At 66.6% G+C, this 25640-nt stretch carries 23 protein-coding genes and 2 tRNA genes; 13 read left to right on the top strand and 12 right to left on the bottom strand.

Annotated elements, in window-relative coordinates; all coding sequences use genetic code 11:
• Positions 1 to 405: 405 nt before the first annotated feature.
• The 3 genes from ACR4XW_RS15185 to ACR4XW_RS15175 all read left to right on the top strand — a co-directional run bounded on the left by ACR4XW_RS15185 (position 406) and on the right by ACR4XW_RS15175 (position 6641).
• Entirely contained in the window at positions 406 to 2013 is a 1608-nt protein-coding gene (locus tag ACR4XW_RS15185; RefSeq protein WP_434761408.1) for an ABC transporter substrate-binding protein, read from the top strand.
• A 78-nt stretch (positions 2014 to 2091) separates the two neighbouring features.
• Positions 2092 to 4332: an arylsulfatase gene (locus ACR4XW_RS15180; protein ID WP_434761407.1), complete on the top strand. Its 2241-nt coding sequence runs from the start codon at positions 2092 to 2094 to the stop codon at positions 4330 to 4332.
• The gene (locus tag ACR4XW_RS15175; RefSeq protein WP_434761406.1) at positions 4329 to 6641 is read left to right on the top strand and encodes an arylsulfatase; all 2313 of its coding nucleotides are present in this window, start codon (positions 4329 to 4331) and stop codon (positions 6639 to 6641) included. Before ACR4XW_RS15180 ends, ACR4XW_RS15175 begins: the two co-directional genes overlap by 4 nt.
• A gap of 65 nt (positions 6642 to 6706) precedes the next feature.
• Here the strand turns inward: ACR4XW_RS15175 and ACR4XW_RS15170 are convergent.
• Both ACR4XW_RS15170 and bcp read right to left on the bottom strand, forming a co-directional pair.
• Positions 6707 to 6787, bottom strand: a tRNA-Leu gene (locus tag ACR4XW_RS15170).
• Between the two features lie 7 nt (positions 6788 to 6794).
• Positions 6795 to 7271, bottom strand: a complete 477-nt coding sequence (bcp, locus tag ACR4XW_RS15165; RefSeq protein WP_434761405.1) for a thioredoxin-dependent thiol peroxidase — start codon at positions 7269 to 7271, stop codon at positions 6795 to 6797.
• Between the two features lie 96 nt (positions 7272 to 7367).
• Here bcp and ACR4XW_RS15160 point away from each other — a divergent pair, with 96 nt between their 5' ends.
• Positions 7368 to 7700, top strand: a complete 333-nt coding sequence (locus ACR4XW_RS15160) for a DUF3618 domain-containing protein (protein ID WP_434761404.1) — start codon at positions 7368 to 7370, stop codon at positions 7698 to 7700.
• 23 nt (positions 7701 to 7723) lie between these two features.
• A complete protein-coding gene (locus ACR4XW_RS15155) occupies positions 7724 to 8020 on the top strand; it encodes a GroES family chaperonin (RefSeq protein WP_434761417.1) in 297 nt (98 codons plus the stop codon).
• A 27-nt stretch (positions 8021 to 8047) separates the two neighbouring features.
• Here the strand turns inward: ACR4XW_RS15155 and ACR4XW_RS15150 are convergent, their stop codons facing one another.
• A complete protein-coding gene (locus ACR4XW_RS15150; protein WP_434761403.1) occupies positions 8048 to 9058 on the bottom strand; it encodes a DMT family transporter in 1011 nt (336 codons plus the stop codon).
• A 49-nt stretch (positions 9059 to 9107) separates the two neighbouring features.
• Positions 9108 to 10277, bottom strand: a complete 1170-nt coding sequence (locus ACR4XW_RS15145) for an RtcB family protein (RefSeq protein ID WP_434761402.1) — start codon at positions 10275 to 10277, stop codon at positions 9108 to 9110.
• A gap of 113 nt (positions 10278 to 10390) precedes the next feature.
• Between ACR4XW_RS15145 and ACR4XW_RS15140 the strand changes: the two genes are divergently transcribed.
• A complete protein-coding gene (locus tag ACR4XW_RS15140; protein WP_434761401.1) occupies positions 10391 to 10936 on the top strand; it encodes a GNAT family N-acetyltransferase in 546 nt (181 codons plus the stop codon).
• Positions 10937 to 10960: 24 nt separating this feature from the next.
• Here the strand turns inward: ACR4XW_RS15140 and ACR4XW_RS15135 are convergent, their stop codons facing one another.
• The gene (locus tag ACR4XW_RS15135; RefSeq protein ID WP_434761400.1) at positions 10961 to 11596 is read right to left on the bottom strand and encodes a LysR substrate-binding domain-containing protein; all 636 of its coding nucleotides are present in this window, start codon (positions 11594 to 11596) and stop codon (positions 10961 to 10963) included.
• A 72-nt stretch (positions 11597 to 11668) separates the two neighbouring features.
• Between ACR4XW_RS15135 and ACR4XW_RS15130 the strand changes: the two genes are divergently transcribed.
• Together ACR4XW_RS15130 and ACR4XW_RS15125 are read left to right on the top strand one after the other, a co-directional pair.
• Positions 11669 to 12157: a hypothetical protein gene (locus ACR4XW_RS15130; RefSeq protein WP_434761399.1), complete on the top strand. Its 489-nt coding sequence runs from the start codon at positions 11669 to 11671 to the stop codon at positions 12155 to 12157.
• A 61-nt stretch (positions 12158 to 12218) separates the two neighbouring features.
• Positions 12219 to 13892 (top strand): long-chain-fatty-acid--CoA ligase, encoded by a 1674-nt coding sequence (locus ACR4XW_RS15125; protein ID WP_434761398.1) that lies wholly within the window; start codon positions 12219 to 12221, stop codon positions 13890 to 13892.
• 40 nt (positions 13893 to 13932) lie between these two features.
• Here ACR4XW_RS15125 and ACR4XW_RS15120 read toward each other — a convergent pair whose 3' ends face one another.
• The gene (locus ACR4XW_RS15120) at positions 13933 to 15600 is read right to left on the bottom strand and encodes an AMP-binding protein (protein ID WP_434761397.1); all 1668 of its coding nucleotides are present in this window, start codon (positions 15598 to 15600) and stop codon (positions 13933 to 13935) included.
• Between the two features lie 173 nt (positions 15601 to 15773).
• On the opposite strand from ACR4XW_RS15120, the gene ACR4XW_RS15115 reads away from it, so the two are divergent.
• A tRNA-Lys gene (locus ACR4XW_RS15115) sits at positions 15774 to 15846 on the top strand.
• A gap of 150 nt (positions 15847 to 15996) precedes the next feature.
• On the opposite strand, the gene ACR4XW_RS15110 is transcribed toward ACR4XW_RS15115, so the two are convergent.
• The gene (locus tag ACR4XW_RS15110) at positions 15997 to 16422 is read right to left on the bottom strand and encodes a helix-turn-helix domain-containing protein (RefSeq protein ID WP_434761396.1); all 426 of its coding nucleotides are present in this window, start codon (positions 16420 to 16422) and stop codon (positions 15997 to 15999) included.
• Between the two features lie 127 nt (positions 16423 to 16549).
• Positions 16550 to 17296: a 2-keto-4-pentenoate hydratase gene (locus tag ACR4XW_RS15105; RefSeq protein WP_434761395.1), complete on the bottom strand. Its 747-nt coding sequence runs from the start codon at positions 17294 to 17296 to the stop codon at positions 16550 to 16552.
• Positions 17297 to 17408: 112 nt separating this feature from the next.
• Between ACR4XW_RS15105 and ACR4XW_RS15100 the strand changes: the two genes are divergently transcribed.
• Entirely contained in the window at positions 17409 to 18638 is a 1230-nt protein-coding gene (locus tag ACR4XW_RS15100) for a CapA family protein (RefSeq protein WP_434761416.1), read from the top strand.
• 22 nt (positions 18639 to 18660) lie between these two features.
• On the opposite strand, the gene ACR4XW_RS15095 is transcribed toward ACR4XW_RS15100, so the two are convergent.
• Together ACR4XW_RS15095 and ACR4XW_RS15090 are read right to left on the bottom strand one after the other, a co-directional pair.
• The gene (locus tag ACR4XW_RS15095; RefSeq protein WP_434761394.1) at positions 18661 to 19098 is read right to left on the bottom strand and encodes a hypothetical protein; all 438 of its coding nucleotides are present in this window, start codon (positions 19096 to 19098) and stop codon (positions 18661 to 18663) included.
• 141 nt (positions 19099 to 19239) lie between these two features.
• On the bottom strand, positions 19240 to 19629 hold the full coding sequence (locus ACR4XW_RS15090; RefSeq protein ID WP_434761393.1) for a DUF2237 family protein: 390 nt from the start codon (positions 19627 to 19629) through the stop codon (positions 19240 to 19242).
• A gap of 86 nt (positions 19630 to 19715) precedes the next feature.
• On the opposite strand from ACR4XW_RS15090, the gene ACR4XW_RS15085 reads away from it, so the two are divergent.
• Positions 19716 to 20642 (top strand): PAC2 family protein, encoded by a 927-nt coding sequence (locus tag ACR4XW_RS15085; RefSeq protein ID WP_434761392.1) that lies wholly within the window; start codon positions 19716 to 19718, stop codon positions 20640 to 20642.
• 53 nt (positions 20643 to 20695) lie between these two features.
• Here ACR4XW_RS15085 and ACR4XW_RS15080 read toward each other — a convergent pair whose 3' ends face one another.
• Both ACR4XW_RS15080 and ACR4XW_RS15075 read right to left on the bottom strand, forming a co-directional pair.
• The gene (locus ACR4XW_RS15080; protein ID WP_434761391.1) at positions 20696 to 21403 is read right to left on the bottom strand and encodes a type 1 glutamine amidotransferase; all 708 of its coding nucleotides are present in this window, start codon (positions 21401 to 21403) and stop codon (positions 20696 to 20698) included.
• On the bottom strand, positions 21400 to 22806 hold the full coding sequence (locus ACR4XW_RS15075) for a DUF1727 domain-containing protein (protein WP_434761390.1): 1407 nt from the start codon (positions 22804 to 22806) through the stop codon (positions 21400 to 21402). The genes ACR4XW_RS15080 and ACR4XW_RS15075 overlap by 4 nt, the downstream gene beginning before the upstream one ends.
• Before the next feature lie 213 nt (positions 22807 to 23019).
• Here ACR4XW_RS15075 and ACR4XW_RS15070 point away from each other — a divergent pair, with 213 nt between their 5' ends.
• Together ACR4XW_RS15070 and ACR4XW_RS15065 are read left to right on the top strand one after the other, a co-directional pair.
• Positions 23020 to 23814 (top strand): phosphatase PAP2 family protein, encoded by a 795-nt coding sequence (locus ACR4XW_RS15070; RefSeq protein ID WP_434761389.1) that lies wholly within the window; start codon positions 23020 to 23022, stop codon positions 23812 to 23814.
• Between the two features lie 66 nt (positions 23815 to 23880).
• Positions 23881 to 25581, top strand: coding sequence for a thiamine pyrophosphate-binding protein (locus tag ACR4XW_RS15065; RefSeq protein ID WP_434761388.1), 1701 nt, complete (start codon positions 23881 to 23883; stop codon positions 25579 to 25581).
• Positions 25582 to 25640 lie beyond the last annotated feature (59 nt).

Raw genomic sequence — 25640 nt, 5'->3', positions numbered from 1 at the left:
AACTCGGCCAACACCGCCAACTCGACCACCCGATGCCGTGGCCTACCCGCCCGTTTCCTCATAGCCAAACACCTCCTGCACTCAGCATCTGACTGGGCACTGGGTGGATGCCGGGCAAGGATCGGGCTGTTTGCAGCAGCGGACTGGGGGTGTGTGGGGAGTGGGGAGCCCCGGCCCGATACCTGCACGCGTCAGGGGAGGGCTTGCATTGTGCGGGTACCCAAATCCTCAACTCACCCCCGGCTTTTGCCGGATTCGGGCCCGATCGGCGTTCTGAGTTGGGGGTTTTGGTACCCCGTCACGTTTGAGCTGGGCGACTCTCTCTGTCTTCCGCCCACCGGGAAGTTGTGAACGGTCCAAATCCGGTGAACTTACCGTTTGCTCACTCGTGGGATAGGGGATGCAATGGCGCAACGCAGTTGGGTTCACAAGGCTGGCGCAGTGGTTCTCGCCGGCATTCTGCTCGTGGGATGTGCACGCGGTGATGAACAAGCTGATCAAGCCCAGGACGGTTCCAAAGTCGAGGACTCCTATCCGGAAGGCGTGATCGGAAACGAGCCCGGCGGCCAGCCCCGCGACGGTGGGACGTTGACTATCGCCGGTCAGATCGAACCTCGGTCATTGGATCCGATCGTGACCATCGCTGCTCCAACGACCGGTGGGATCGAGATGATCAACATCTTCGACACCTTGCTTCGATACGACGCCGCGACCGGAGAGCTCGTCCCGCAGCTGGCCGAAAGCATCGCCAACAACGACGACTACACGGAGTTCACCCTGACGTTGCGTGATGGGGTGAAATTCTCCGATGGCACGCCGGTGGACGCCGAAGCAGTTGTCTGGAGTCTCAAGCGCTACAGCAGTGCCAAGAATGCGCCGGAAGGCGTGTTGTGGAACGAGAATGTTAAAGATGTGAGGGCCGCCGATAACAAGACCGTGGTGATCACATTGGCGGAACGCTTCCCCTCCTTCCCCAACATGCTGTCGACCGGGCCCGGCATGATCGTGGCCAAGGCATCCGATGCGGGTGGTCAGTTCAAACCGATCGGGGCTGGGCCGTTCGTCCTGAAGGAACACACAGTTGGCGAACACATCGTCCTCGCGGCGAACCGTAACTACTGGGGTGGCAAGCCTCGGCTGGCTGAGCTGCGCACCGTGGCCCTCGGCTCGCAAGACACCGGTTTGGAAGCGCTCGACTCGGGGCAGGTCCAAGCGGTATTCCTGAGCAGCCCTGACTTGGTGGTGCAACGCCTCAAGGCAGGCCAGCGTGGCTATTTGAACTACACCTCATCGTGGGGAGTCACCCGCATCAATGCCGCGAAGGGCCGTCCGGGTGCCGACATCCGGGTCCGCACGGCGATCGCGCTCGCGATCAATCCGCAGCAGCTGGCAGATCGTGCGTATGGTGGCGCCGGGGACATCGGTACGAGCATCTTCTCCAAACAGTCGAAGTGGTACAACGAGGACAGTGACCGCTTGGGTTACGACCCCGAGAAGGCACGCAAGTTGTTGGACGAGGCCAAAGCTGACGGCTATGACGGTTCGTTCGTGTACAACGTCGGTCCTGATCCCAAGATGCGAGACATGGCGCTGGCGTTGAAGGCGCAGTGGGAAGCAGTTGGCTTCCGCGTTGAGATCGATGCCGCCCGATCGAACTCCGATTTCCAAGCGCGCCAGATTTCCGGTGACTACGACGTCTCTCGGTCGGCCTTGAACATCAGAGAGTTCGACCCGTACTCGAAGTTCGATGCTGCGCTACGCACGGGCGGTGGCCAGCTCTTGGGGATGGCTACTTCCCCGGAACGAGACGCCATCCTCGACGAGGTCAAGGCGGCAGCCACCGACGAAGACATGAAAGCGGCGATTGCCAAACTCGAGAAGCAAATCGCCCAGGAAGTCCCATATGTACCGCACATCCACTCGTGGGAGTTCATCACCTGGAACGACACAGTGCACGAGGTGACGGGTGCGGCCAACGCAATGCTGCTCTTCGACAAGGCGTGGATCGAGTGACGGGCAGCCATGGCTACAACGTCTTCGAGCTATTGACGTCCTGCGGACCTTTGACGCCGACTCTCCCCTGGAGGACAGATGACCAGTCATGAACCTTATGCGGGCTTCGGCGGCCGCATCGGTCGCAACGTCGCCGAGTCCGAACCATGGTGGCCTGAGGTTCCCGGCCCGAATGGTTCTGCGCCGAACGTCGTGGTCGTCATTGTCGATGACCTCGGGTACTCGGATATCGGCTGCTATGGGTCGGAGATTCCCACCCCCAACTTGGACCGAATCGCGGAGGAGGGGCTGCAGTTCACCAACTTCCACGTGACGCCGATGTGCTCACCGACGCGGGCCGCTCTGCTCACCGGCCGCAACCCCCACGCAGCAGGGATAGGGTATGTGGCGAATTCGGACCCAGGGTTTCCCGCGCAGCGGATGGAACTTGGGTCCGACGTCGACACCATCGCTGAGCGTCTTCGCAACTCGGGCTACTCCACTTTTGCGGTTGGCAAATGGCACCTGTGCAAGGACTCCGATACCGTGCCGAGCGGCGCCAAGCACTCTTGGCCCCTACAGCGCGGGTTCGATCGCTTCTACGGCTTTCTGGGTGGCTTCACCGATATGTTCCAACCCGGCGAGATCGTCATCGACAACAGTCACGTGCCGGCACCGCACCAGAGCGAGGGCTACTACTTCACCGATGACATCACCGAGCGTGCTCTCGGCATGGTGCGCGACACAAAATCAGCCGACCCGAACAAGCCATTCTTTCTGTACTTCGCGCACGCAGCCGTCCACGCGCCCTTGCAGGTGCCACTGGATCGGGTGAGCGAGCACCACGGCAGGTACGACCGCGGGTGGGATCAGGTACGTCAGGAGCGGTACGAGCGGCAGATCGAACTCGGCGTGATCGATGAGGAGACGGAGTTGGCTCCTCGCAACCCCGAACCGGGGCACGACGTCACGGCCTGGGCTGATCTGGAACCGGCACAGCAGCAACTACATGCCCGGCATATGGAGAGCTACGCCGCGATGGTGCGCACCATCGACGATTCGGTGGGGCAATTGCGGACAGGTCTTGAAGAACTCGGGGAATGGGACAACACCCTCCTTGTGTTTGTGTCGGACAACGGCGCCTCACGCGAGGGGCAGGTAAACGGCACATCGCAGTTCTTGGATGTGATTCAACCGGTAGGGGATGCGGCCGCCGCGCAGCAGAAACTGGAACGCGACCAGGCGCTCAAGGAGGAAATGGGCGGACCGCGGACACTCCCGCACTATCCGCGCGGCTGGGCAATGGTCGGCAACACTCCATTTCGGCTGTACAAGATCAACACCCATGCCGGGGGACACACCGTGCCGGCGCTGTTCTCGTGGCCGAGCCGGTTCGCAGGATCGCAACCCCGGATGCGGCATCAATACGCCTACGTCACCGACCTTTTCCCCACGATCCTCGACGCGGTGGGGTTGAGCCAGGACGCACCGGAGGGGACGAAGGAACTCAGCGGCAAGAGCTTGATGCAGACGTTCGATGACCCGACACATCCTCATCCACACACCGAGCAGTACTACGAGATGCGCGGCAACCGGGGCTATTACGCCGACGGGTGGGATCTGGTCACTCTGCACGCTGCTCGGGCACCATTCGACGACACCGAATGGGAGCTTTACCACACCGAAAAGGACCGCAGTCAGATCCACAATCTGGCCGAACGGATGCCCGAGAAGGTTCGCGAGTTGGCCGATGCCTGGGAATCTGCGGCGTGGCAGAACGAGGTATTTCCGCTCGACGACCGGACGTGGTTGGAGCGTGCTCAGGCCCGCCCGGTGCCCGACGAGACGATGAAGGCGAGGCTGGTCCCAGGGGCGGGCTGGTTGCATCCGCACCAAGCCCGGATGCTCGTGATGGGCGAGTCCTGCCAGATCAACATCGAGTTCGACTGGGCTCAATCAGCCGCCGGCGTGTTGTGGGCACATGGCGGTCAAGGTGGTGGCTACTGCGTGCTGGTCGAGGACGGACGGCTCCGCTATGTGCACAACGGGTACGGGTTGATGTCCGAACATGATTTGGGGGCCCTCGCCGAGGGGCGACACCGCTTGATGCTGAACGTCGCGCTCGCCGACTCGCACTGGTGCATCACTCCCGAACTGGACGGGGAATCGCTTGAACCGTTCAGTGGGTTGGCCCCGATCATCGGTCTTGCCCCGCACGATGGCGTCAGTATCGGATCCGACCGTGGCTCCCCGGTGTCGTGGGAGCGGCGAGAGAAGTTCGGCACGTTTCCGTACTCATTGGCAATCCACTCGGCCGAGCTTGTCAGGAATGCTTCGTGAGCGAACACCTGAACCAAGACCGCACAGACGGCGACGCGGCGTTGCCGACGATGGCGGGCTCGACCCCGTCGTGGCCGGCGCGGGCCGACTACGCGGGGAGGCCGAATGTGATCGTGGTGTTGATCGACGACTTGGGCTACGCCGATCTGGGCTGTTTCGGCTCGGAGATCGAGACCCCGAACATCGACGCGCTGGCTGCCGAGGGGCTGCGTTACACCGACTTCCACGTCACGCCGATGTGTTCGCCGACCCGGGCGGCGTTGATGACCGGACGCAACTCCCATGCGGTCGGGTTCGGCACGGTCTTCGGAGATCCGGGTTTCGACGGGTACACCCACGAACTGCCCGAGGATGCGCTGAGCATGGCCGAGGTGTTCCGGCACGGCGGCTACCGCACGATGATGGTCGGCAAATGGCACCTGTCGAAGGACCATGACCGCAACGAGGGCGGCGAACTGGGCTCGTGGCCGGTGCAGCGCGGATTCGATCGCTACTACGGCATCCTGGACGCCTTCACCAACCTGCATCACCCGCACCGGCTCTACCGCGACAACCACCCGGTAGAGGTCGACACCTACCCGGACGACTACTACCTGACCGATGACCTCACCGACGAGGCGATCGGGATGATCCGCGAAACCAAGCTCTCCAACCCCGAGCGGCCTTTCTTCCTCTACGTCGCCCACCCGGCGGTGCACGCCCCGCTGCACGCCCGCCCCGAAGACATGGCCAAATACGCCGGACGCTACGACCAAGGCTGGGACGCCACCCGCGAACAACGCTTCACCCGGCAACAGGAACTCGGCGTGGTCGACGCCGAGGTCACCCTGGCCCCGCGCAATGACGAACCGGGTCTCGATGTACCGGCCTGGGACGGGCTCACCGACGACCAGCGCCGGCTCAGCGCCCGACACATGGAGGCCTATGCCGCGATGGTCGACCGGATCGACCAGTCCTTCGGCCGCATCAAGGCGGCCCTGGAAGAACTCGACGAGTGGGACAACACCATCGTGGTGTTCACCTCCGACAACGGCGCCTCCGGTGAGGGCCATCCCTTCGGCACCACCAGTTACCTGCGGGTGATGGGCGCCGACCCGGACGTGGACGAGGTGGCCGAGGACATCGAGCGGATCGACCTGATCGGCGGCCCACGGTTGATGACCCACTACCCGCGCGGCTGGGCGATGACCAGCAACACCCCGTTCCGGCTCTACAAACGATCGACCTTCGCCGGTGGGCAACGGGTGCCGATGATCATCCGTGGCCCCGGGGTGGACGACGCCGGCGGGCTACGCGAACAGTACCTGCATGTGATCGACCTGCTACCGACCCTGCTCGGACTCACCGGGGTGGAGCCGCCCACGCACCGGGCCGAGCATCCGGCCCAACCCTTCCAGGGCCGCGATTTCGCCGACACGATCTCTTCGCCCGAGGCTGCCTCACCACGCACCGAGCAGTACTACGAGATCAACGGTGACCGCGGTTTCCACCGCGACGGCTGGGAGATCCTCACCCGCCGCACCACGCCGGAACCGACCTTCTCCGAGGCCGAATGGCAGCTCTTCGACGTGCGCACCGACCCGACCCAGCTGACCGATCTGGCCGAGAAACACCCCGACCAGGTGCGCGAACTGGCCGCCGGCTGGCGGGCTGCGGCCGAACAGAACCACGTGCTCCCCCTGGACGAGGGCCTCGGGTTCAAGGTGCTCTACCGCTCAGCCGCCGAGGACGTGTACCGCAAACCCGTCCGCATCCCCGGCGGCGCCCCCAGCCTGGAACGGGTGCGTAGTTGCCTGTTGACCCTCGGCCGCAGCTTCCGGATCGAGGCCCGCGGCACTCGCAGCGCCGGGGACGAGGGCTACCTGATCTCCCACGGCGACCAGGGTGTGGGCTACGGCCTGTTCATCAAGGACGACGAGGTCACCTTCGTCTTCACCGAACACGGCCGCAGCACCCGCTATGCGGGCGGCTCGATAGGGGTCGGGGAGATGAACGTCGAGGTGGACGTGTCGGTGACCCGGGTCGCGGAATGGAATGTCAGCCTCAAGGTCAACGGTGAGGTCACCGCTGAGCTGCCGCCGCTGCCCTCACCGCCGGGACGCACTCCCTTCGAGGGCATCGACGTCGGCCTGTGCCGCCGATCCCCGATCGACTGGGAACTCTACGAACAACACGGCAGCTTCGCCTGGCCGGGCGACGACCTGATGGTCACCATCCACCCCGGCGACGAGGCCGAGGACGGGCCCACCGCGCGGCTGGCGCGGTTGCGGGATGCGTATGCCGCCCGCGATATCAACGGAACCGGCTGACCAAACTCTCCCGGCTGGTGGGCTGATCCCTCCCACCGGCCGGGAGTTCCTCAGGGTCTCGGTAGTACCGGAGAAGGGACTCGAACCCTCACGCGCAAGGCACAGGAACCTAAATCCTGCGTGTCTACCAATTCCACCACTCCGGCGTGGGAGTCAGACTCCCAGATTGCGCAGCAACCGCTCCACGTGACCGGTCGCCCGCACGTTGTACTGCGCGTCCTTGATCGTACCGTTTCCCTCGGCATCGACCTCGACGATGAAGGTCGACCGGATCACGCCCTGGACGATCTTGCCGTAGAGCTTCTTCTCACCGAAGGCGTGGTAGGCGGTCATCACTGACCGGTCCTCGTCCGACAGCAGCGGGAAGTTCACCGACTGCTTCTCGCGGAATCGCGCCAGTTTCTCGACCTTGTCGGGCGAGATGCCCAGCACCTGGTAGCCGGCCGCCGACCAGTCGGGTTCGGTCGCGGTGAAGTCGACCGCCTGCTTGGTGCAGCCCGGGGTCATCGCCGCGGGGTAGAAGTAGACGATCACGGTGCTGCCGGCGTAGTCGCTCAGCGACACGTCGTTACCGTCGGCATCGGGAAGGGTGAAGGCGGGGGCCGCATCGCCCGCAGCGAGTTGTGACATGGCCGGAATGCTAGCGCGTTGGCGTGGATAATGGGCCCTGGCTTAGGGTGGGTAACGGTACTCGCCCGGGCACCGACGACGACAGGAGATGGATCCGTGGCAGCAGAGCAGCGCAGCCCCGAGCAGATCGAAGCGGACCTGGCCGCCGCGCGGGCCCGGATGTCGGCCAACATCAGTCAGCTGATCAACGAAATTCACCCCAAGATCATCAAGCAGCGGCAGATGGACGAGGCCAAGGACGCCCTGCGGCGGGAGTTCGCCTTCTACAAGAGCCAGATCATCGACGACAACGGTCCGCGGTACGACCGCATCGTGGTCTTCGGCGGCGCCCTGGCCGGCATCACCACCTTCTTGTTGATCATCCGCGGCATCATCTCCGCGTCCAAGAAGAAGCGCATGCGCAAGATCACCGCCCAGGTGAACGCGTGACCTCTGAGGCACTCCCGATCCGGATGCTGCATGATCGGGTGCTGGTCAGCACCGAGGGCGAATCCGGGGAACGCAAGTCGAACTCGGGCATCGTGATTCCGGCGACCGTCGAGATCGGCAAGCGACTGGCCTGGGCCAAGGTGGTGGCCACCGGCTCCAGCGTGCGCAATGTCGAGGTCGGCGACCGGGTGCTGTTCGACCCCGAGGATCGCGCCGAGGTCGAGGTGCGCGGCGAGGACTACACCCTGCTGCGCGAACGCGACCTGCACGCGGTGGCCGCCGAACGACTCAGCGACGAAGCCACCGGCCTTTACCTCTGACCTGCGGCACAGGTATCGGCGGACGAATCAGCGCGATGAGCGCAGGAACTGCGGCGCGCTGCGCCACGGCAACGTCACCACCACCAGCCCGACCAGGGTGCCGAGGGTGCCCAGCACCGTGATCGGGGTGATCAGGGTGGTCGGGGTCGGGGCGAGGACGTCCAACAGCAGCGCACACAGCAACATGCCGGTGACCATGCCCAAACTGGTTTGCAGCACCCCGATCCGCCGGGCCAGGGCCGCGGCCAGCGCGATGAAGACGATCCCGGCCGCCCCACCGATGTAGAGCCACCATTGGGTGGGCCACTGCCAAGGTCCCGGATCGCGCAATGACCGCGACACCAGCAGAGCGATCACCAGAGCACTGGTGCCGCCGACGAAGTTCGTCAGGGTGGACGCGAACGGGGTGCCCGAGGCCGCGGCGACACTGGCATTCCATGCGGTTTGCACCGTCGACAACACCCCGGCCAGCACCGGGAACAGGGCCAGCCCGAGCAACGTCAGCGGCGCGGCCCCGCCACCGCCGGAGCCGACGGTGATCCGGGGCAGCATCGCCACGAACACCGCGGCGATGATCATCGCGGTTCCGGCCAGCCGGTACAGCGACAGCGGCTTCGGACCGCCGGGCCCGATGCCGAGCCGGTCGACCAGCAGGCCACCGACCGACTGGCCGACCACAATCGACAGAATGAACAGCGACACCCCCAGCGGCACGGTGACCTGGGTCTGCACCGCCACCAGGTAGGCACCGAACAGCCCGGCCAGCAGATGCCACCACGGCACCGCGCGCCGTCGCACCAGGCCCGGTAGCGACCGCACCCCGCGGCGTCCGGCCGGAAAGACCAGCACCCCGATGATGCACAGGGTCAACCCCGTGCCGAAGCTGACCACCGCCGCGGCGTAGGGGTCTCCCAGTCGTTCGGCGAGTTCACCGTTGACCCGCGACTGCACCGACACCATCGAACCGGCGAACAAGCTCGCCAGTACCCCGATCAGGGTTCCGGCCGAGGAGGGTTGGTGGTTGGCGGGGTGAGTCACCCGGGCATCCTAAGCCCGCGACAGGAACTGCGGGTGGAAACGGCCACCCTCAGGTGCCCTTGACGTTCACCAACTGCCGCAGGGTGTGCACCACCCGCACCAGCCCCTCGGCATCGGCCATCACCTGGTCGACATCCTTGTAGGCGGCGGGGATCTCATCGACGAAGGCCGAGGAATCGTGATACTCGATATCGCCCATCGCCGCTCGCAGGTCATCGCGGCTGAAGGTGCGGCGCGCGGCCCGGCGCGAATAGGCACGTCCCGCCCCGTGCGGAGCCGAGTTCAACGACTCCGGGTTGCCCAGACCCTCCACCACATAACTGCGGGTGCCCATCGACCCCGGAATCAGACCACGGCGTCCGTCCTCGGCGTTGATCGCACCCTTGCGCGAGACCCACACCCGCTCCCCGAAATGCTCCTCGGGCTCGGTGTAGTTGTGGTGGCAGTTCACCTCGTCGGTGCGCTCGATCTCGACGCCGGCCCAGCGGCCCAACCGGGCCAATATCCGGTCCATCATCTCGGCACGGTTCAGCGCGGCGAAGTGCTGGGCCCACCGCAGGTCACGAAGGTAGGCGTCGAACTCCGGCTCACCCTCGGTCAGGTAGGCCAAGTCGCGGTCGGGCAACTCCACGCCACGTTCGGCACACAGCCGGCGTGCGATGTCGATGTGGTGCCGGGCGATCAGGTTGCCGATGCCACGCGAACCCGAATGCAGGAACACCCAGATCCGTTCCTCTTCGTCGGCGCAGATCTCGATGAAGTGGTTGCCCGACCCCAGGGTGCCCAGTTGCATCGGCCAGCTCTTCGCATAACCGTCCACCGGAGCCCCGGTGCGTCGGGCCAGGTCACGCAGCTCGTCGATGCGCTGCTGGGTGTGCTCGGCGAAAACCCTGGCGTTGCGGCCTCCCAGGTCGACCGGAACGTCGCGTTCGATACCCAGCCGCAAGGCTCGGCGATCATCGGGCAGATCGGCCACGGTCAACTGGGTGCGTACCGCCGCCATCCCGCAGCCGATGTCGACCCCGACCGCGGCCGGCATCACCACCCCGCGGGTGGGAATCACCGACCCGACGGTGGCGCCCAGGCCCAGGTGAGCATCGGGCATCAACGCCAAATGTGGGTGCACGAAGGGCATCTCGGCGGCAGTGTTCGCCTGCGCCAGGGTTGCCTCGTCGATGACGGACGCCCACGAGATGAGTCCTTCGGTGATCTTTCGCATGACTCCAGTGTGGCCCGCCCCGGCAATCGGGGCATCCGAATATCGGTCGGCACGATCCTCGGTGGCGAAAATCGATGGAGCGCTGCCGGAACGGGCCCTATCGTTGAGGGACCATGCCGCTGCCGCACCTGCCGATCCGTACCGAACGACTGTCACTGCGCCCGCACCACGAAGCCGATGTGGACTCCCTGTACCGCATCTACTCCCGTCCCGAGGTGGCGCGCTACCTGTTGGAAGAACCCTGGAGCGAAGCCGAAGCAGCCCAAAAGGTCCGCGAGCGCTTGCCCCGCATCGACCTCGATGCCGACGCCGGCGCCCTGGCGTTGGTGATCGAACATGACCGGACCGTCATCGGTGATGTGGCCTTGTGGTTCACCGACAAGGAGCACCGGATCGCCGAGATCGGGTGGGTACTCGACCCCGAATACGGCGGCCGGGGATACGCCGCCGAGGCGGTGCGCGCGCTGCTCGATCTCGCCTTCGATCACTACCACCTACACCGGGTGGTGGCCCAGATGGACGGCCGCAATGCCGCCTCCGCCCGGCTGGCCGCCAAGATCGGCATGCATCAGGAGGCCCATCTGCGCCAGGACTGGTGGAGCAAGGGCGAGTGGACCGACACGATCATCTACGCGATGCTGCACTCCGATCGCGCCTGACCGCGATCCCGCCGCCGAAGAGCCTCAGCGACGGCCGCGACGTCGGCGCGGGGTGCTCGGTTTTCCGGTTCCGGACGCCCGGCCGCGGCTGCGGGTGGGTTTCTGCGGGGCCCGCTCCCGGACGGTGCGGGAACTGTTCGCGGTGCGTCCCCGAACGATGCCGATGAACTCCTCGATCAGCGGATCGTCCGCCCCGGTCGGCCAGATCAACGCCACCGTGACGGACTCGGCATCGGTCACCGGCCGGTACACCAGGTCGCGGCGGCTGGCCGAACGGGCCACCGACATCGGCACCAACAACACCGCCCCGGCATTCACCCGGTCGATCGCGACCTGAGTCGGCTCGTCCAGCACGGTCTCGTCGGCCAGGTCGGTGGTGCTGATCTCGTCGAAGGCCGCGATCGGATGCTCCTTGCCGACCCAGGCCACCATCGTCTCGTCGTAGAGCGGAATCGCGTGCAGTCCGGTGCGGTCGACCGGCAGCCGGACGAAACACATGTCCAGCTCGCCGGCGTCCAGCAGGTCGCGGGCATCGGCCTGCGCGATCTCGGTGACCTCGAGCCGGGCCCGGACGCGTTCGGCCCACCGGGTGCGCCACTTGGTCAGCGTCACGCCGGGCACGAACCCGACCCGCAGGGGGCCGGTGGCTTCGGGACTCACCTGCGCAGACTAGCGCGCGGTCACCTGTGCCGAACATGACACGGTGGGGCGAGCGGGTTCACTATGGAACCCATGGGCGTCAACTTCATCCGGGCCGCGTTGGCCCGCGAAGCGCACCGGCCCGCCGCGGCGCTGATCGGTGACGCCGAACAGGTCTGGGAGGTGTCGGTGTCCCACCCGACCTGGGTGGTGCGCGGGGCCCAGCTCGAATGGCGCGGCGACCACTCCGGGGTGCGGTGCTGGCGAATTCTCACCGACGGGGCCCGGCCCGTTGCCCACGATCACCCCGACCATTGGGTGCATCCGATGGTGGCCATGTTGTGGACCGAACGGCTGCCGATCTGGGGGCGCCCGGGCGACCTGTTCACCCCGGTACGGGTGATCAGCGGTACCCGGGGGCCGTCCCAGGTCGTGCTGGAGGCCACCACCGGCCCGGTCGTCGGCGGATACCGGATGGACCCCGGCGGCACCCTGCACATCGACTGGTCGCGTTGGGTGTGCACCAGGCTCGAACTACCCACGACCGAGTGGACCGTCGAGGAGTACCGACGAGGCGCGTGAAAGACTTTCGATGTGCCCGTGAACGGTCACGGGGCCACGCCTGACGTGATGGGAGCCTGCGATGATCGACGTGCCGGATTGGACCCGCCACTACCAACCGGGGGTGCCGGCCGAGATCGTGTTGCCCACCCAGTCGTTGGTCAGTATGTGCGAGCAGGCGGTCTCCGAGGCGGGCGACGCGGTGGCCCTGCAGTTCTTCGGCCGCACCACCACCTACAAATCCCTGGGCGAACAGATCAACCGGGTCGCCGAGGGGCTGCGGCAACGCGGCGTCGAACCCGGTGACCGGGTCGCGCTGATCCTGCCGAACTGCCCCCAGCACGTGATCGCCTTCTACGCGGTGCTGCGATTGGGGGCTGTGGTGGTCGAACACAACCCGCTGTACACCGCCCATGAGTTGCGCGAACAGTTCCTCGATCACCGGGCCCGGGTGGTGATCGGCATGGACGCCCAACTGCACAAGGTGGTCGGCCAGCCCGGCGTCCAACTCGATCATGTGATCGCGGTGAACCTGCTGGACGAGTTTCCCACCCTGACCCGGATGGCCCTGCAACTGCCGCTCAAGAAACTCCGCGAGACCCGTGAGCGGTTGCACCAGCCGGTCAGCTACGCCACCGACTGGCGCGAGCTGCTCGGCGCCCCGCAGATCGACCGCGCCCACCCCCGTCCGGAGGTGAACGACCTGGCGGTGATCCAGTACACCTCGGGCACCACCGGCAAACCCAAGGGCGCGATGCTCACCCACCTCAACCTGTACGCCAACGCGCTGCAGGGTGAAGCGTGGATGCACGGCGCGAAGTACCGCGAGGAGACCTTCTACGCGGTGTTGCCGATGTTCCACGCCTTCGGAATGACCCTGTATCTGACCTACGGCATCCGCAAACAGTCTCGGCTGGTGCTGTTCCCGTCCTTCGACGCCGAGATGGTGGTCAAGACCGCGAAGAAGCACCCGCCGACGGTCTACTGCGCCGTCCCGCCGATCTACCGCAAGACCGCCGAGGTCGCCCGCGAACGCGGGGTCGATCTGAGTGCGGCGAAATACTGCATCTCGGGTGCGATGGCGCTGACCGACGACATCGTCGAGGAGTGGGAGGCGCTGTCCGGCGGCCTGCTGGTGGAGGGCTACGGGATGACCGAGTCGTCCCCGGTGGCCCTGGGTAACCCGTTCTGGCCGACCCGTCGCACCGGCACGATCGGGGTGCCCTTCCCGTCCACCCTGATGAAGGTCGTCGACCCGGACGAGCCGACCCGCGAGGTCGAACAGGGCGAGGCGGGGGAGTTGCTGATCAAGGGCCCGCAGGTCTTCCAGGGGTACTGGGAGGACGAGGAGGCCACCGCCGCCACCTTGTTGGACGGCGAATGGCTGCGCACCGGCGACCTGGTCACCGTCGACGAGGACGGTTTCGTCACGATCATCGACCGGGTCAAGGAGGTCGTGATCACCGGTGGCTTCAACGTCTCACCCAGTGAGGTCGAAGAAGTGCTGCGCAAACACGTCGCGGTCACCGACGCGGCCGTGGTCGGCCGGGTCACCCCCGACGGGGAACAGGTCGTTGCGGCCCTGGAACTGGCCGACGGGCACAGTAGCGTCGACACCGAGCAAATGCGCGCCTTCTGCAAGCAGGACCTGGCCGCCTACAAGGTGCCGCGTGAGTTCGTCGTGGTGGACGAACTGCCGCGGTCGATGCTGGGCAAGGTGCTGCGCAAACAGGTGCGCGACCAGCACTTCGCCTGAAGCTCGGGTTCGGCGGGTGGACGCAGCCTTCGGTGAGCGTTCAGTCCTCGGCGTCGGCCCCGGGCAGCAGGTGGGCATTGTCGTTGGCCAGGTACTCCTCGCGCAGGGCGGCCCGCGCCGTCTCGTCCAAGAGTTCGTAGGAGGTGCCGTTCCACCGCCAGACCGGGTCGGAGGTCGCCCACGACTGTGAACGCAGGGCCGGCTTGTTGATCTTCTGGGTGGCGGTGACCGGCAGGTTGTCCGACACTCGCACCAGCATCGGCCACGATTTGGTGCTCAGATCCGACTGCTGATGCAGAAACTCCGTCCAGGCCTCGGGATCGAAATCCTCGGTCAGGTGCAGGGCCGCCATCACCTGATCACCGGTGCGTGGATCCGGCACCCCGTACACCGCGGCGGTCACCACGGCCGGGAAGCGGGCGAAGATCCGCTCGATCGGGGCTACCGCGAGGTTCTCCGAATCGACCCGCAACCAGTCGGAGGTGCGGCCGGCGAACCACCAGAAACCGTCGGCGTCCACATAGCCGAGGTCGCCGGTGTGATAGTCATCGCCCTGCAGGCGGGACTCGGTGGCCTCGGGGTTGTTGTAGTAGCCCTCGAACCTGGACGCGATGCCGCGGGAGACGAACTCGCCGATCGCCTCCTCGGGGTTCAGCAGCTCGCCGTTGGGGCCGAACTCGGCCACCGCGGCCTCGGTGCCGTCGGCGCGCAGCACGACCGGATCGAAACCCGGGCCGGGCTTGCCGAGGGCGCCGTCGGGGGTGTCGTCGGTGTGGATGATGAACAGCGTCCCTTCCGAGGAACCGTAGGACTCGAAGACCATGCACTCGAAGCGCCGGGAGAACTCCTCGCGGTCGCGCTTGGAGGCTTCGGTGCCGAAGCCGAAACGCAGTTTGTTGTTGCGCTCGTCGTCGGTTTCGGGCTGGGCGAGGATGTAGGCCAGCGAGCGTCCGACGTAGTTGAAGAAGGTGGCGCCGAACTTCTGGATGTCGGGCAGGAACTGGGAGGCGGAAAACTTGCGCCGGATCGCGAAGGCGCCGCCCTCCTTGATCGTCGGCGCCCAGGCACCCATCAACGAGTTGCCGTGGAACAGCGGCATCGCACTGTAGGCGACGTCGTCGCTGGTGAGCGGGATCGCGTTGGACTGGGCGATGGTGGCCCACCGTCCGGTGCTGAGCCGTACCGCCTTGGGGGCTCCGGTCGAGCCCGAGGTGAACAGCAGCAGCAACTGGTTCGCCGGTTCGAGGGCGGCCTCGGACGGTTCGGGCTTCGCGTCGCGGTGGGTGTCGAGAAGTGCCCGGTATTCCTCGCCCGCGACGTCGATCTGGCGGATGTCGAGGCCCAGACCGTCCAGCAGGCCGGCGTGGGCGTCCTCGGTGAGCAACACCTGACAGTCGGTGGCGCTGATGTCCTGGGCGAGTTCGGCGCCCCGGTGGGTCGGGTTGACCCCGACCACGGTGTAGCCGCCCAGGCAGGCCCCGGCGACGTGGAACAGGTACTCGGGGGTGTTCTCCAACAGCAGCCCGATGTGCCGGATCTCGGCGTCACCGAGCAGTTCATCGACCACCGCGGCACGAACGGCCGCCTCCTGTACCAGCTCGCGCCAGGACCAGGACTGATCCTCGAACAGCAGCGCGGGATTGTCGTCCTCGGCCCGCTCCAGGAACAGGCCTGCCATGGTGTGGTGCTTGATCTCCGGCACGTTCATGAATCAATCGAAAACCCTTTCCCAGGGCCTGGCAAGGATGAATCCGGTTCAATGGACGGGTGGTGCGGGTTCGTTCCGGCGCAGGGGCTCGGGTGGTTTGTGAATCAGACCCCGTCCGGAGGGTTATCGATTTCGCATCGGGGCCGATAACTTGGTAATGTTCTTCCTCGCGCGCACCGCTAGCTCAACTGGCAGAGCAGCTGACTCTTAATCAGCGGGTTCAGGGTTCGAGTCCCTGGCGGTGTACTCCCACGAAAGTGGGTCTGACAAGGGGAAACGCCCCTCCCAACTGCCTTTTGGGAGGGGCGTTTCGCTGTCGTTGGTCACAACCGTGGTCACAAAGGAGGAAAAACCTCGGTGCCTGCGGTGGTGTTTGGGCTGCGTCGAGGTGTCCACTCAGGGTGCCGGCACGGCCGCTGCGGGGATGACCCAGGCGCGCTGACCGGCCCGGCGTGCGGGCAGGGTGCCGTTGTTGATCCGCTCGAGTACTGCCTGGCGGGTGATGTTGAGGCGCTCGGCGGCTTCGGTCACCGAGATCAGCTCGGGGAGATCTTCCAAACCGGCGGTGCGGTCGAACTCGGTGGTTTCGAGCACCTGGAGCCCGATCGGGTCGAGTTCGGCGGTCAGTGCCCAGCCGAGGCGGGCGGCCTGCCCGAGGTTCTCGGCGTGAAGAGTGATGATGACTCGTGTCCGGCCGGTCACCAACCCCGCCGAGACCGCCGGATGAAACTCGGAGAAGGTGTCGTGGACGTGATCGATCCAGTCGGGATCGAGGGTGTTGCTGTCCCTGCGGATGGTTGCAATGACATTGAACTCTGTCATATAGCAAACATATCAATCATGTGGCTTGCTGTATGACGCCCGTGCGGGTGTGCGGGCGCTGCGCGCCGTACGCGCGCCGCCCGCCTTTTCCGTGGGCCGAGTCCCGCCCTGCATCTGGCAACGTGAGTCACCGGGTCAGGGTGACCTCGGCCGTCCGGTCGCCGGCGGTGAACACCGCCCGGGCCGTGCCACCAGCCTCCAAGGGGATCGCCCTGGTCAAGCCGCCGGTCAGCACCACCGACCCCGCCGGGAGCGGTTCGGCCAGTTGGTTCAGCAGCCAGGCCAGTGCAGCCAAAGGGTTGCCCATCGCGGCATCGGCGGTGCCGACCTGCTCGTCCTGGTCGGTCACCTCGAGCCGCACCGAAACGCCGGCCGGATCATCCATCGGCAAACGTTCCCCCAGCACGTAGGCGCCGGCGCTGGAGGAATCCGCGGTGTTGTCGCCCAAATCGAACTGGTAGTCGCTCCAGGAACTGTCGACCACCTCCAGCGACGCCCGCGCCTCGACTCGCCCGGCCAGGTCATCGACGCCGGTGCGTACCTCGTCCAGCATCACCAGGGCCACCTCGGGTTCGACCCGCGGCTGGCGCAGGAAGGACGGGGCGACCGCGCCGGAATCCAAGGCCATCACATCGGTGAGCGGGCCGTAGTTGGGCTGATCGATGCCCATCTGTTCGCGCATCACCGCCGAGGTGTAACCGAGCTTCCAGCCGACGACCCGTTCCCCGGCCGCCAGTCGCAGCGCGGTGACCGCACGTTGAATGCGGTAGGCCGCGGACAGGGTGAAGGGGTGCCCCTGCGTACTGGGGGCCGGCAACACCAGCCCTTGTTGGCGGGCTTGCCAGATCACCTCGGCCACACGGTTCTCGTCCATGTTGCCCATTCAACCCGCCGGCTCACCCCGAACGAGGAGCAACACTCTTATCGAGGCGTTATGAGACCTTATGGACCTCGTAGGGCAGGGCTGACATCATGGCCGCGTGTTCATGAGACGGGGCAAGGCGCGGACGTTGGCGATGGTGGCGGCCGCCTTGTTGGTGACCTCCTGTGCGCCGGGGCCGCAGGCGCCGCAACCGGGCAACCCGACCCCGACCCGGACGCCGACCGCGGACGAGACCAGTGCCTCGCCCACGCCCACCCCGACGCCAACTCCCACCTCGACGCCAACGCCAACCCCGACTCCCGAGAAGAAGCCCGACACCACCGTGCTGCTCTCCGGTGACCTGCTGTGGCACAACACCCTGTGGTACAGCGCGGCCGACGAGAAGGCCCGCACCGGTAAGGGCAAGGAGTTCGACTTCGGGCCGATGTTCGCCCACATCAAACCGCTGCTGGACGAGGCGGATGTCTCGGTTTGTCATGGCGAGGTGCCGTTCGCGCCCTGGGGTGGGCCGTACACCGGCTACCCCACCTTCGCCGCTCCACCGGAGATCGCCGGCCAGCTCAAGGAAATGGGCTGGGACATGTGCACCACCAGCTCGAACCACTCCCTCGACCAGGGGTTCAAGGGGCTGACCCACACCTTGGACGTGTACCACAAGGCCGGCATTCCTACCACGGGAACCTGGGCCAGCAAGCAAGACCGCGACACCCCGGTGATCTTCACCACCGCCGAGGGCGTCAAGGTCTCGATCGTCGGCGGCACCTACGGCACCAATGGGATTCCGGCACCCGAGGGCAAGGAATGGTCGGTCGCGATGCTCGATCCCGACGACATCATCGCCCGGGCCAAGGCGGCCCGCGCGGCCGGTGCCGACATCGTGATCGCCCACATGCACGGTGGGGACGAGTACGTCACCCCGCCGAACAACGAACAAGTCACCGTGGCCAAGAAGATCGTCGCCTCCAAGACGGTGGACCTGGTCTACGGCCAGCACGTCCACGTCGTCCAGCCGTGGACCAAGATCGACGACACCTACGTGATCTACGGACTGGGCAACCTGGTCGCCCAACATCTGGCCGATGTGCCCCGTGGTCAGGAGGGTGTGATCGCGATGCTCACCTTCAGTCAGGACGACAACGGCGACTGGACGATCAACAAGGCCGAGTACGTGCCGACCCTGACCACCCGGTACGCCAACGGCCCGGTGCGGCTCTACCAGATCAACAAGGCCCTGGCCGAGGGCGATGGGCCGTCCGAGGTGCTGAAGGTGGGCGTGGAACGCACCCGCAATGCCGTGCTGTCGATGGGCATCGAAGACATCACCGAACGCTGAGGACGGGGGCGGGTGCTGCTTCCTATTCGCGGAACTCGCTCGACTGCCTGTCCTCGATCAGGTCGGAAATCTCGTCCGACTCGAGGTCGAACATCGTGCTGTTGTGGTCCACCGGAGCGAAGAAGTGGTTCAGTCGGTTGGCGCCGAACTGCAGTCTCAGCCGAGCCCAGTCGCCCGCAGCAAGTACCGCGAAGCCCAAGGAGTCATCGCCCACAGAATCCACGAACCACCGAATCTCGTGGTCCGGGGCCAAGTGCTGTTGGACACCCTTCAGCAGGGTGTCGAGCCCGCCCGCATCGTCGGTGTCGATCCGGGCGTCCTCGGGCAGGTGCTCGTTGACCGCGGACATGACGTCCGGGGCGGCTGCTCGCCGGTCGACCCGGACCAACAGGTCGTCCTCGCGAAAATCGTCCTCGTACTCCGCTGGGGATTGCAGAAAGTCCTCAATAGCCTGAGCCACGTCTTCCACGATGCCTCGCCCTTCATCAAGCCTGCGCCGCGCCCGGCTGGCGATGCGTGGCACAACTATCGCACCCCCATCGGACGGTTGACAGGGGTTTAGAGTCGGCAGATGGAGCCGCGGACGCGGTGGTGCAGCGAGTCAGGTCAGCGCGGACAGATCGTCCGGAACGTCGACGGCGTGCTCCTGCAGGGCGTCGAGCGGAACCACCTCGAGGGCCTTGCGGTTCGTGCCGGCCAGCACCACCGGTGCTGGGTAACCCATCAGATAGGCCTGCATCCAACGCCGGGCAACCACACACCAGCGGTCACCGGCGCTCAATCCGGGGAAGCCGATCTCGGGGATCGGGGTGGTCAGATCGTTGCCGGAGTTGCGTTGATAGCGCAGGAAATCGGTGGTCATCACCGCGCACACGGTGTGACTACCCGGATCGGACCAATCCCAGGTACAGCACCCATCGCGGTGGAAGCCGGTTACCGGGTCGGTGCCGCATTCCTGCAGGGGCTCGCCCAACACATTCAGCTGCGCCATGCCCGCCAGTCTACCGGCGCGGGAATAGTCGGGCCCGGCTCGGTGTTGATCCCTCGGACTCTTCACTGACCGAAAGGTGCGGAAAAATGCTGGATCCGGTGGCTTTGTTCGAGTTCGACCCGCATGTCGACCATCGGACCGTGCGTGCCAGCAAGCTGGTGGTCACGCTGGGTACTCGCGACCCCGGAGGCGTCCAGCAACTCATCGACACCCACCTGTTGAACACCCTGCCGAACCACCGGCTGGGCGGTGTCGACATGGACCAGGTGATCGACTACACGACTGCGCGGCCCACCATCTCGTTCGATCAGGACCACTTCCACGACTACCAGCCGCCGGAGATCGAACTGCACCAGGTGACCGACGCCGAGGGACGCAGCTTCCTGTTGTTGCACGGCTTCGAACCCACCCTGCAGTGGGAACGTCTGGTGAACACGGTCGACCACCTGCTCAATCGCTTCTATGTGGCCGAGACCGTGATCGTCCAGGGGGTGCCCAGCCCCGTGCCGCACACCCGGGAGATGCACGTCACCCGTTACGCGGGGCAGCCCGGCATGGTGCCGGTCGAGGAGAAGGTGCCGGCGGTGTTCAAGATGCCGGCGAGTTTCACCAGCCTGCTGGCGCTGCGGCTGGCGGAGCGCCAGCGCAAGGTCACCGGGCTGGTCGCCCACGTCCCGCACTATTTGGCCCACGGTGAGGCGCCGGAGGCGGCGTTGCGGATGTTGGAGCGCCTCGCCGAGCACACCGCGCTGGACCTGCCGGCCGGCGACCTGCCGATGTTGGTGGAGGCTTTTCGAGCCCAACTGGACGCGGAGGTTGCCGAGTCGGCCGAGGCCCAGCACATGATCAGCCGGTTGGAGGGGTACTACGACCGGTTCTGGGAGACCAGCGCCCTGACCGAATCGACCGAGGTGCCGACCGCGGACGAGATCGGTGCCCAGGTCGAGGACTTCCTGCGGGGGCTCGACACCGACGCCCCCGACAGCCCGGACGAGGGCGACCTGCACGGCTGATTCCCACCGGGTTGGGGCCCAACGGGCTCAGGATTGCCGGCGCCGAACGCCCTTCAGTGCCCCAGGGCCTTGCGCCGCTCGGCGCGCAGCCGGTCGATCTCCGGCATCGGCAGCGGATCGAGTTCGGTGCCCAGCGCGAGCTCCAGCAGGTGATCGGCCAGGGCCGGGTTGCGGGCCAATACCGGCCCGTGCGGATAGGTGCCGAAGACCGTCCCCTGCACCGCACCCTCGGTGCCGTCACCGTTGCCGACCCCGACCACCACATCGGCCAGGGGGGCGCAGTTGTCGCCCAGGGTGGTGAAGCCGCCGTGGTTCTCGAAGCCGGTGATCCACTGCTCTTCACCACCGCGGCCCTGCCATCTGGTGAGGATCTCGCCGACGGCTCGTTCGGGTCCGCGGCGGGTGTCGACGTCCAATAACCCCAGCCCGGGCATCACCTGCTGGTGCTCCCCGATGGTGAAGGTGTTGCCCAGAATCTGGTAGCCGGCGCACACCCCGAACACCACCGCACCACGATCGGCGGCCCGGTGCAGGGCACCGTCGTTGGTGAGTTCGCGCACCGCGGTGGTCTGGGCACCGTCCTCACCGCCGCCGAGCAGGTAGACCTCGGCATCCTCGGGTAGTTCGGTACCCGGTTCGACGACCACCACCTCGGCGTCGATGCCGCGGCGCAGCAGTCGCTGGGCGAGCACGGTGCCATTGCCGCGGTCACCGTAGATGCCCAGCAACGACTGGTAGACCAGCACGATCTGCACGCTCATCGCCGATCTCCTTCGGTTCCCCGGGCGCCGACGTCCGGAAGAGCGGTCGGTTTCGGTTTCGGGTCGGGATGTGCGGTGCGCTGCACCCCGCCCAGATCCAGCAGCCGCTGGAAGGGGGTGTAGGTCGAGACCACATCGATCGGCCCGTCGACCCGTCCGGCGACCGACCGGAAGGCCGCGGTCAGGTCGTGCAGCACCTCGTGGTCGACCCCGGCATAGCTCAGCCGCACCGCCAGGTCACTGGCCCTGGGCCCGGTGCAGACCACGGTGCGGCCCTGCAGTTGTTCGAACTCGACATCCCACAGCCACGACAGGTCCTTGCCGTCGGCGGCGACCGCGTCGATCGCCAGCACCACCGGGTCGGTGGTGGCCAGCGGCAGCGATTCGGCCCACCCGGCCGGGTTCTTCGACAGCATCAGCCGGGCGGGGGTGCCGGCGATGGTGGTCACCGAGAAGCGTCCGGCCGGGGCGGTGACCCGGCGCATGCCCGACAGGGCGGTCACCGAGTCGACACCGAAGGCCTCGGCCGCGGCCAGGGCGCAGGCGGCATTGCCGATGTTGAACTTGCCCGGTACCTGGAGATCGGTGGTCAGTTCGCGTCCCTGCCGATCGATGATCCGGTCCCCGGCGACCCGTACCTCGGCCGGTGGTTCGGCCAACTCGCAGCCGGTGCACTCCCAGTGTCCGGGGATCACCGCGCCGCCGTCGGTCTGCTCGGGGTCGGTGCGGGTCAACAGCGATCCGCATTCGGGGCACAGGGCGGCGTCCTGCGACCAGGTCGACTGGGTGTCGACCCAGATCACCTGTTTGGCCGGACGGGCCGCCCACACCACCAGCGGCTCCTCGGCATTGGCCACCACGACCGGGCCGTCCTCGCCCATCTCGGCCAGTGCTTCGCGCCACGACCGGGCCAGGCCCTTGATCTCGTGATGACGGTCGAGCTGATCGCGGCTGAAGTTCAACAACACCAACACCTCGGGACGCCCCAGACGCAGCACATCGGCCACCACCCGCTCGTCGACCTCCAGCACCGCGATATCGGACTTGGGCTGTTCCCCCAGGGCCGAGGCGATGCCATGGTGCAGGTTCGCCCCATCGGCGTTCGATACAACCCGGGCCGCGTCGGCGCCCAGCGCGGCGCGGATCGCGGCGGCCAGGAAGTGGGTGGTGGTGGTTTTGCCGTTGGTGCCCGACACCGCCAGCACCCGTCGTCCGCGCAGCAATTTGCCCAGCGCGCCGGGGTCGAGGCGCATCATCACCATGCCGCGAATCGAGGCCCCCGAGCCACGTCCGCTCACCCGGGAGGCGAAGGCAGCCAGGCGGCCGGCGGTTTGGGCGACCGCGAGCCGGACTCGTCCCGGGCCCGAGGCCCGCACCAGCTGCCCGCGAGTTTCAACAGACATGTGCCCCATTGTTCTCCCTCACCCGCCCCGATGCCCAAATCGGCGCGCTCGGAAGGGCCCACGTCGGAGCCCTCCACGTGTCGGAGCCCCTCGAACCCCACATGCAACCCGTACTCGTTCCTGCGTGGCGAACTACGTGACGCAGGAACGAGTACGGGTTGCATCTGCGAGGGGTCGGACGAGAAAGGGCGCCTCACCCGTAGGGTCGGTGAGATGAAGGGAACAAAGTCGGTGGGTGGTTTGGGCGATCGTCTTCGAGCCGGGGTCCGACGCTTCGCCGAGTGGATCATCGGCCTGCCCCGGCCGACCCTGATCTTGTTGCTGGTGCTGCTGGCCGCCGGGTTGGCGGTGACCGGACTGTTCCACTTGGCCGGCGAAATCCTCGAAGCGGTCGCCGACCGGCAGGGCATCGCCCTGTGGGACCGTCCGGTGCTGGACTGGGCGATGGCCCGGCGCACCGGCGCGACGACCACGGTGCTGATGTGGTTCACCAACTCCGGCGGACCGATCTGGCAGCCGATCATCATGATGGTGATTTCGCTGCTGCTGTGGTGGCGCTGGCGCAACCCGACCCCGGTGGTGTTGGTGTTGCTCGTCCAGATCGGTGCGGTGCTGATCTCGACCACCACCAAGGGCGTCATCGGCCGACCCCGCCCGCCCGTGATCGACGCGGTGCCGCCCTACGAAACCTCACCGAGTTTCCCCAGCGGACACTCCCTGCAGGCCTTCGCCGCCGCCACGATCGTGTGTTACCTGCTGATCCGGCACATCTGGAACCGGCCCTCGTGGCAACGGGTGCTGATCGCGCTCCTCGGCCTCGGCTATGCCGCGACGATGGCCTTCTCGCGGGTGTACCTGGGCTATCACTGGCTGACCGACGTGCTGGCCGCCGCCCTGCTCGGGTTGGCCTGGGCGCTGATCGTGATCGCCTGCCACCGGGTGTGGCGAACGATCCGCAAACGCCGCGAGGGCAGGCCCGTCGAAGCCGACGGTGCCCCGCCGAGCTGACCCCGAACGCGGTTTCCCGGCCTGCTTCGCGTAACGTGGCAGAACTGGCGAAAGAGGGTGTCGAGCATGCCGAAGAAGACCAAGAAGCACGCGATCACCACCGAGGCCCACCGGATCGCGGTGGCCGACCTGACCCCCGACGCACGCACCGGCGGGGACGTGCTGGTGGAGGTGATGCGCGCCGCGGGGGTGGAGGTCGCCTTCGGGGTGATCAGCATCCACAACCTGCCGCTGGTGGAAGCGGTCGACCGCGAACTGCGGTTCGTGCCGGTGCGCCACGAGGCCGCCGCGATCAACGCCGCCGACGGCTACGCCCGAGCCAGTGGCGGCATCGGCGTCGCGATCACCTCGACCGGCACGGGCGCGGGAAATGCCGCCGGGGCGATGCTCGAGGCACTCACCGCCCAGAGCCCGGTACTGCACGTCACCGGCAACATCAACGTCGACCTGATCGGTGAGGGCAAGGGCGCCTACCACGAGGTGCCCCGTCAGTTGGCGATGCTGTCGGCGGTATCGCAGCACGCGCTGCGGATCACCACCGCCCGCCAGCCCCGCGCGGTGCTGACCGATGCGGTGCGGCTGCTGGCCACCGCTCCGATGGGCCCGGTCAGCGTCGACTGGCCGATCGATCTGCAATACCTGGCCGACCCGGACGAGCAGAACAAGGTTGATGATCGCGAGGCACGGCAACGGCCACCGAGCCGACGAGACCTGGAAGGCGCCATCGAGGTGATGGCTGCTGCCCGTCGTCCGCTGATCTGGGCCGGCGGCGGTGCCCGGCGGGTCGGGCCGGCCCTGGTGGAACTGGCCGAACGCTGGGGGGCCGGGGTGCTGACCGGGGCCAACGGACGCGGCTCGATCGCCGAGGACCACCCGCTGTGTATCGGCAACTTCGCCGCCGATGAGGCCCTGACCGACCTGCTCACCGACGCCGACTGCCTGCTCACCATCGGCAGCCACCTGCGCGCCAACGAGACCCGCAACTTCGAGCTGCCGCTGCCCGAGAATCACGTCCAGATCGATCTGGAAGCCGATGCCTTGGGCCGCAACTTTCCGATCGAGGTGGGTCTGCAGGCCGACACCCGTGCGACCGTCCCGGCACTGCTGGACGGGTTGACCGAGGTGGCCACCGACGAGGACTGGGCCGCTCGCGTGAAGCAGGCGGCCAAGGCGGTGCGGGCCGAACACCGCAAGGACATCGGCGCCTACGCCCAGATCTGCGATGCGATGCGCAAGCGGCTGCCGCGGCGTGCCCCGGTGGTGCGCGATGTCAGCATTCCGGGCAGTTCCTGGGGCAACCGGCTGTTGCCGATCCACGACCCGACCGACAACCTCTACGCCACCGGCGGTGGCATCGGGCAGGGCCTGGCCACCGCGATCGGGGCCGCGGTCGCCCGTCCGGACGTGCCGGTGCTGGCGATGATCGGCGACGGTGGCCTGATGGTGCACCTGGGGGAGCTCGCGGTGCTGGCCGCGGAGCGTCCTGATGTGGTGGTGGTGCTGTTCAACGACGGCGGGTACGGGGTACTGCGCAATATGCAGACCGCCCGGGGTGCGAAAAAGCGCGCGGTCGACCTGACCAACCCCGACTTCGCCGGACTGGCCGGGTCTCTCGGTATCGATCATCGCCCGGTCGACAGCGCGGAGGCCTTCGACAAGGCGCTGAAGAAGGCGCTGAAACGGGGTGGGCCGTGCATCATCGAGATCGACGTCACCGCGCTGCGTCCTCGTCCGGCCGATCTGGTGCCCCCGACCCAAGTCCCGTAATCCCGCACCTGCAACCCGTACTCGTTCCTGCGTGGCCAACTATGTGACGCAGGAACGAG

The organism is Pseudenemella bisphenolivorans, assembly GCF_051133435.1.
Taxonomy (GTDB): domain Bacteria; phylum Actinomycetota; class Actinomycetes; order Propionibacteriales; family Propionibacteriaceae; genus JAAYAO01.
This window is presented reverse-complemented; position numbering and strand designations above follow the sequence as displayed.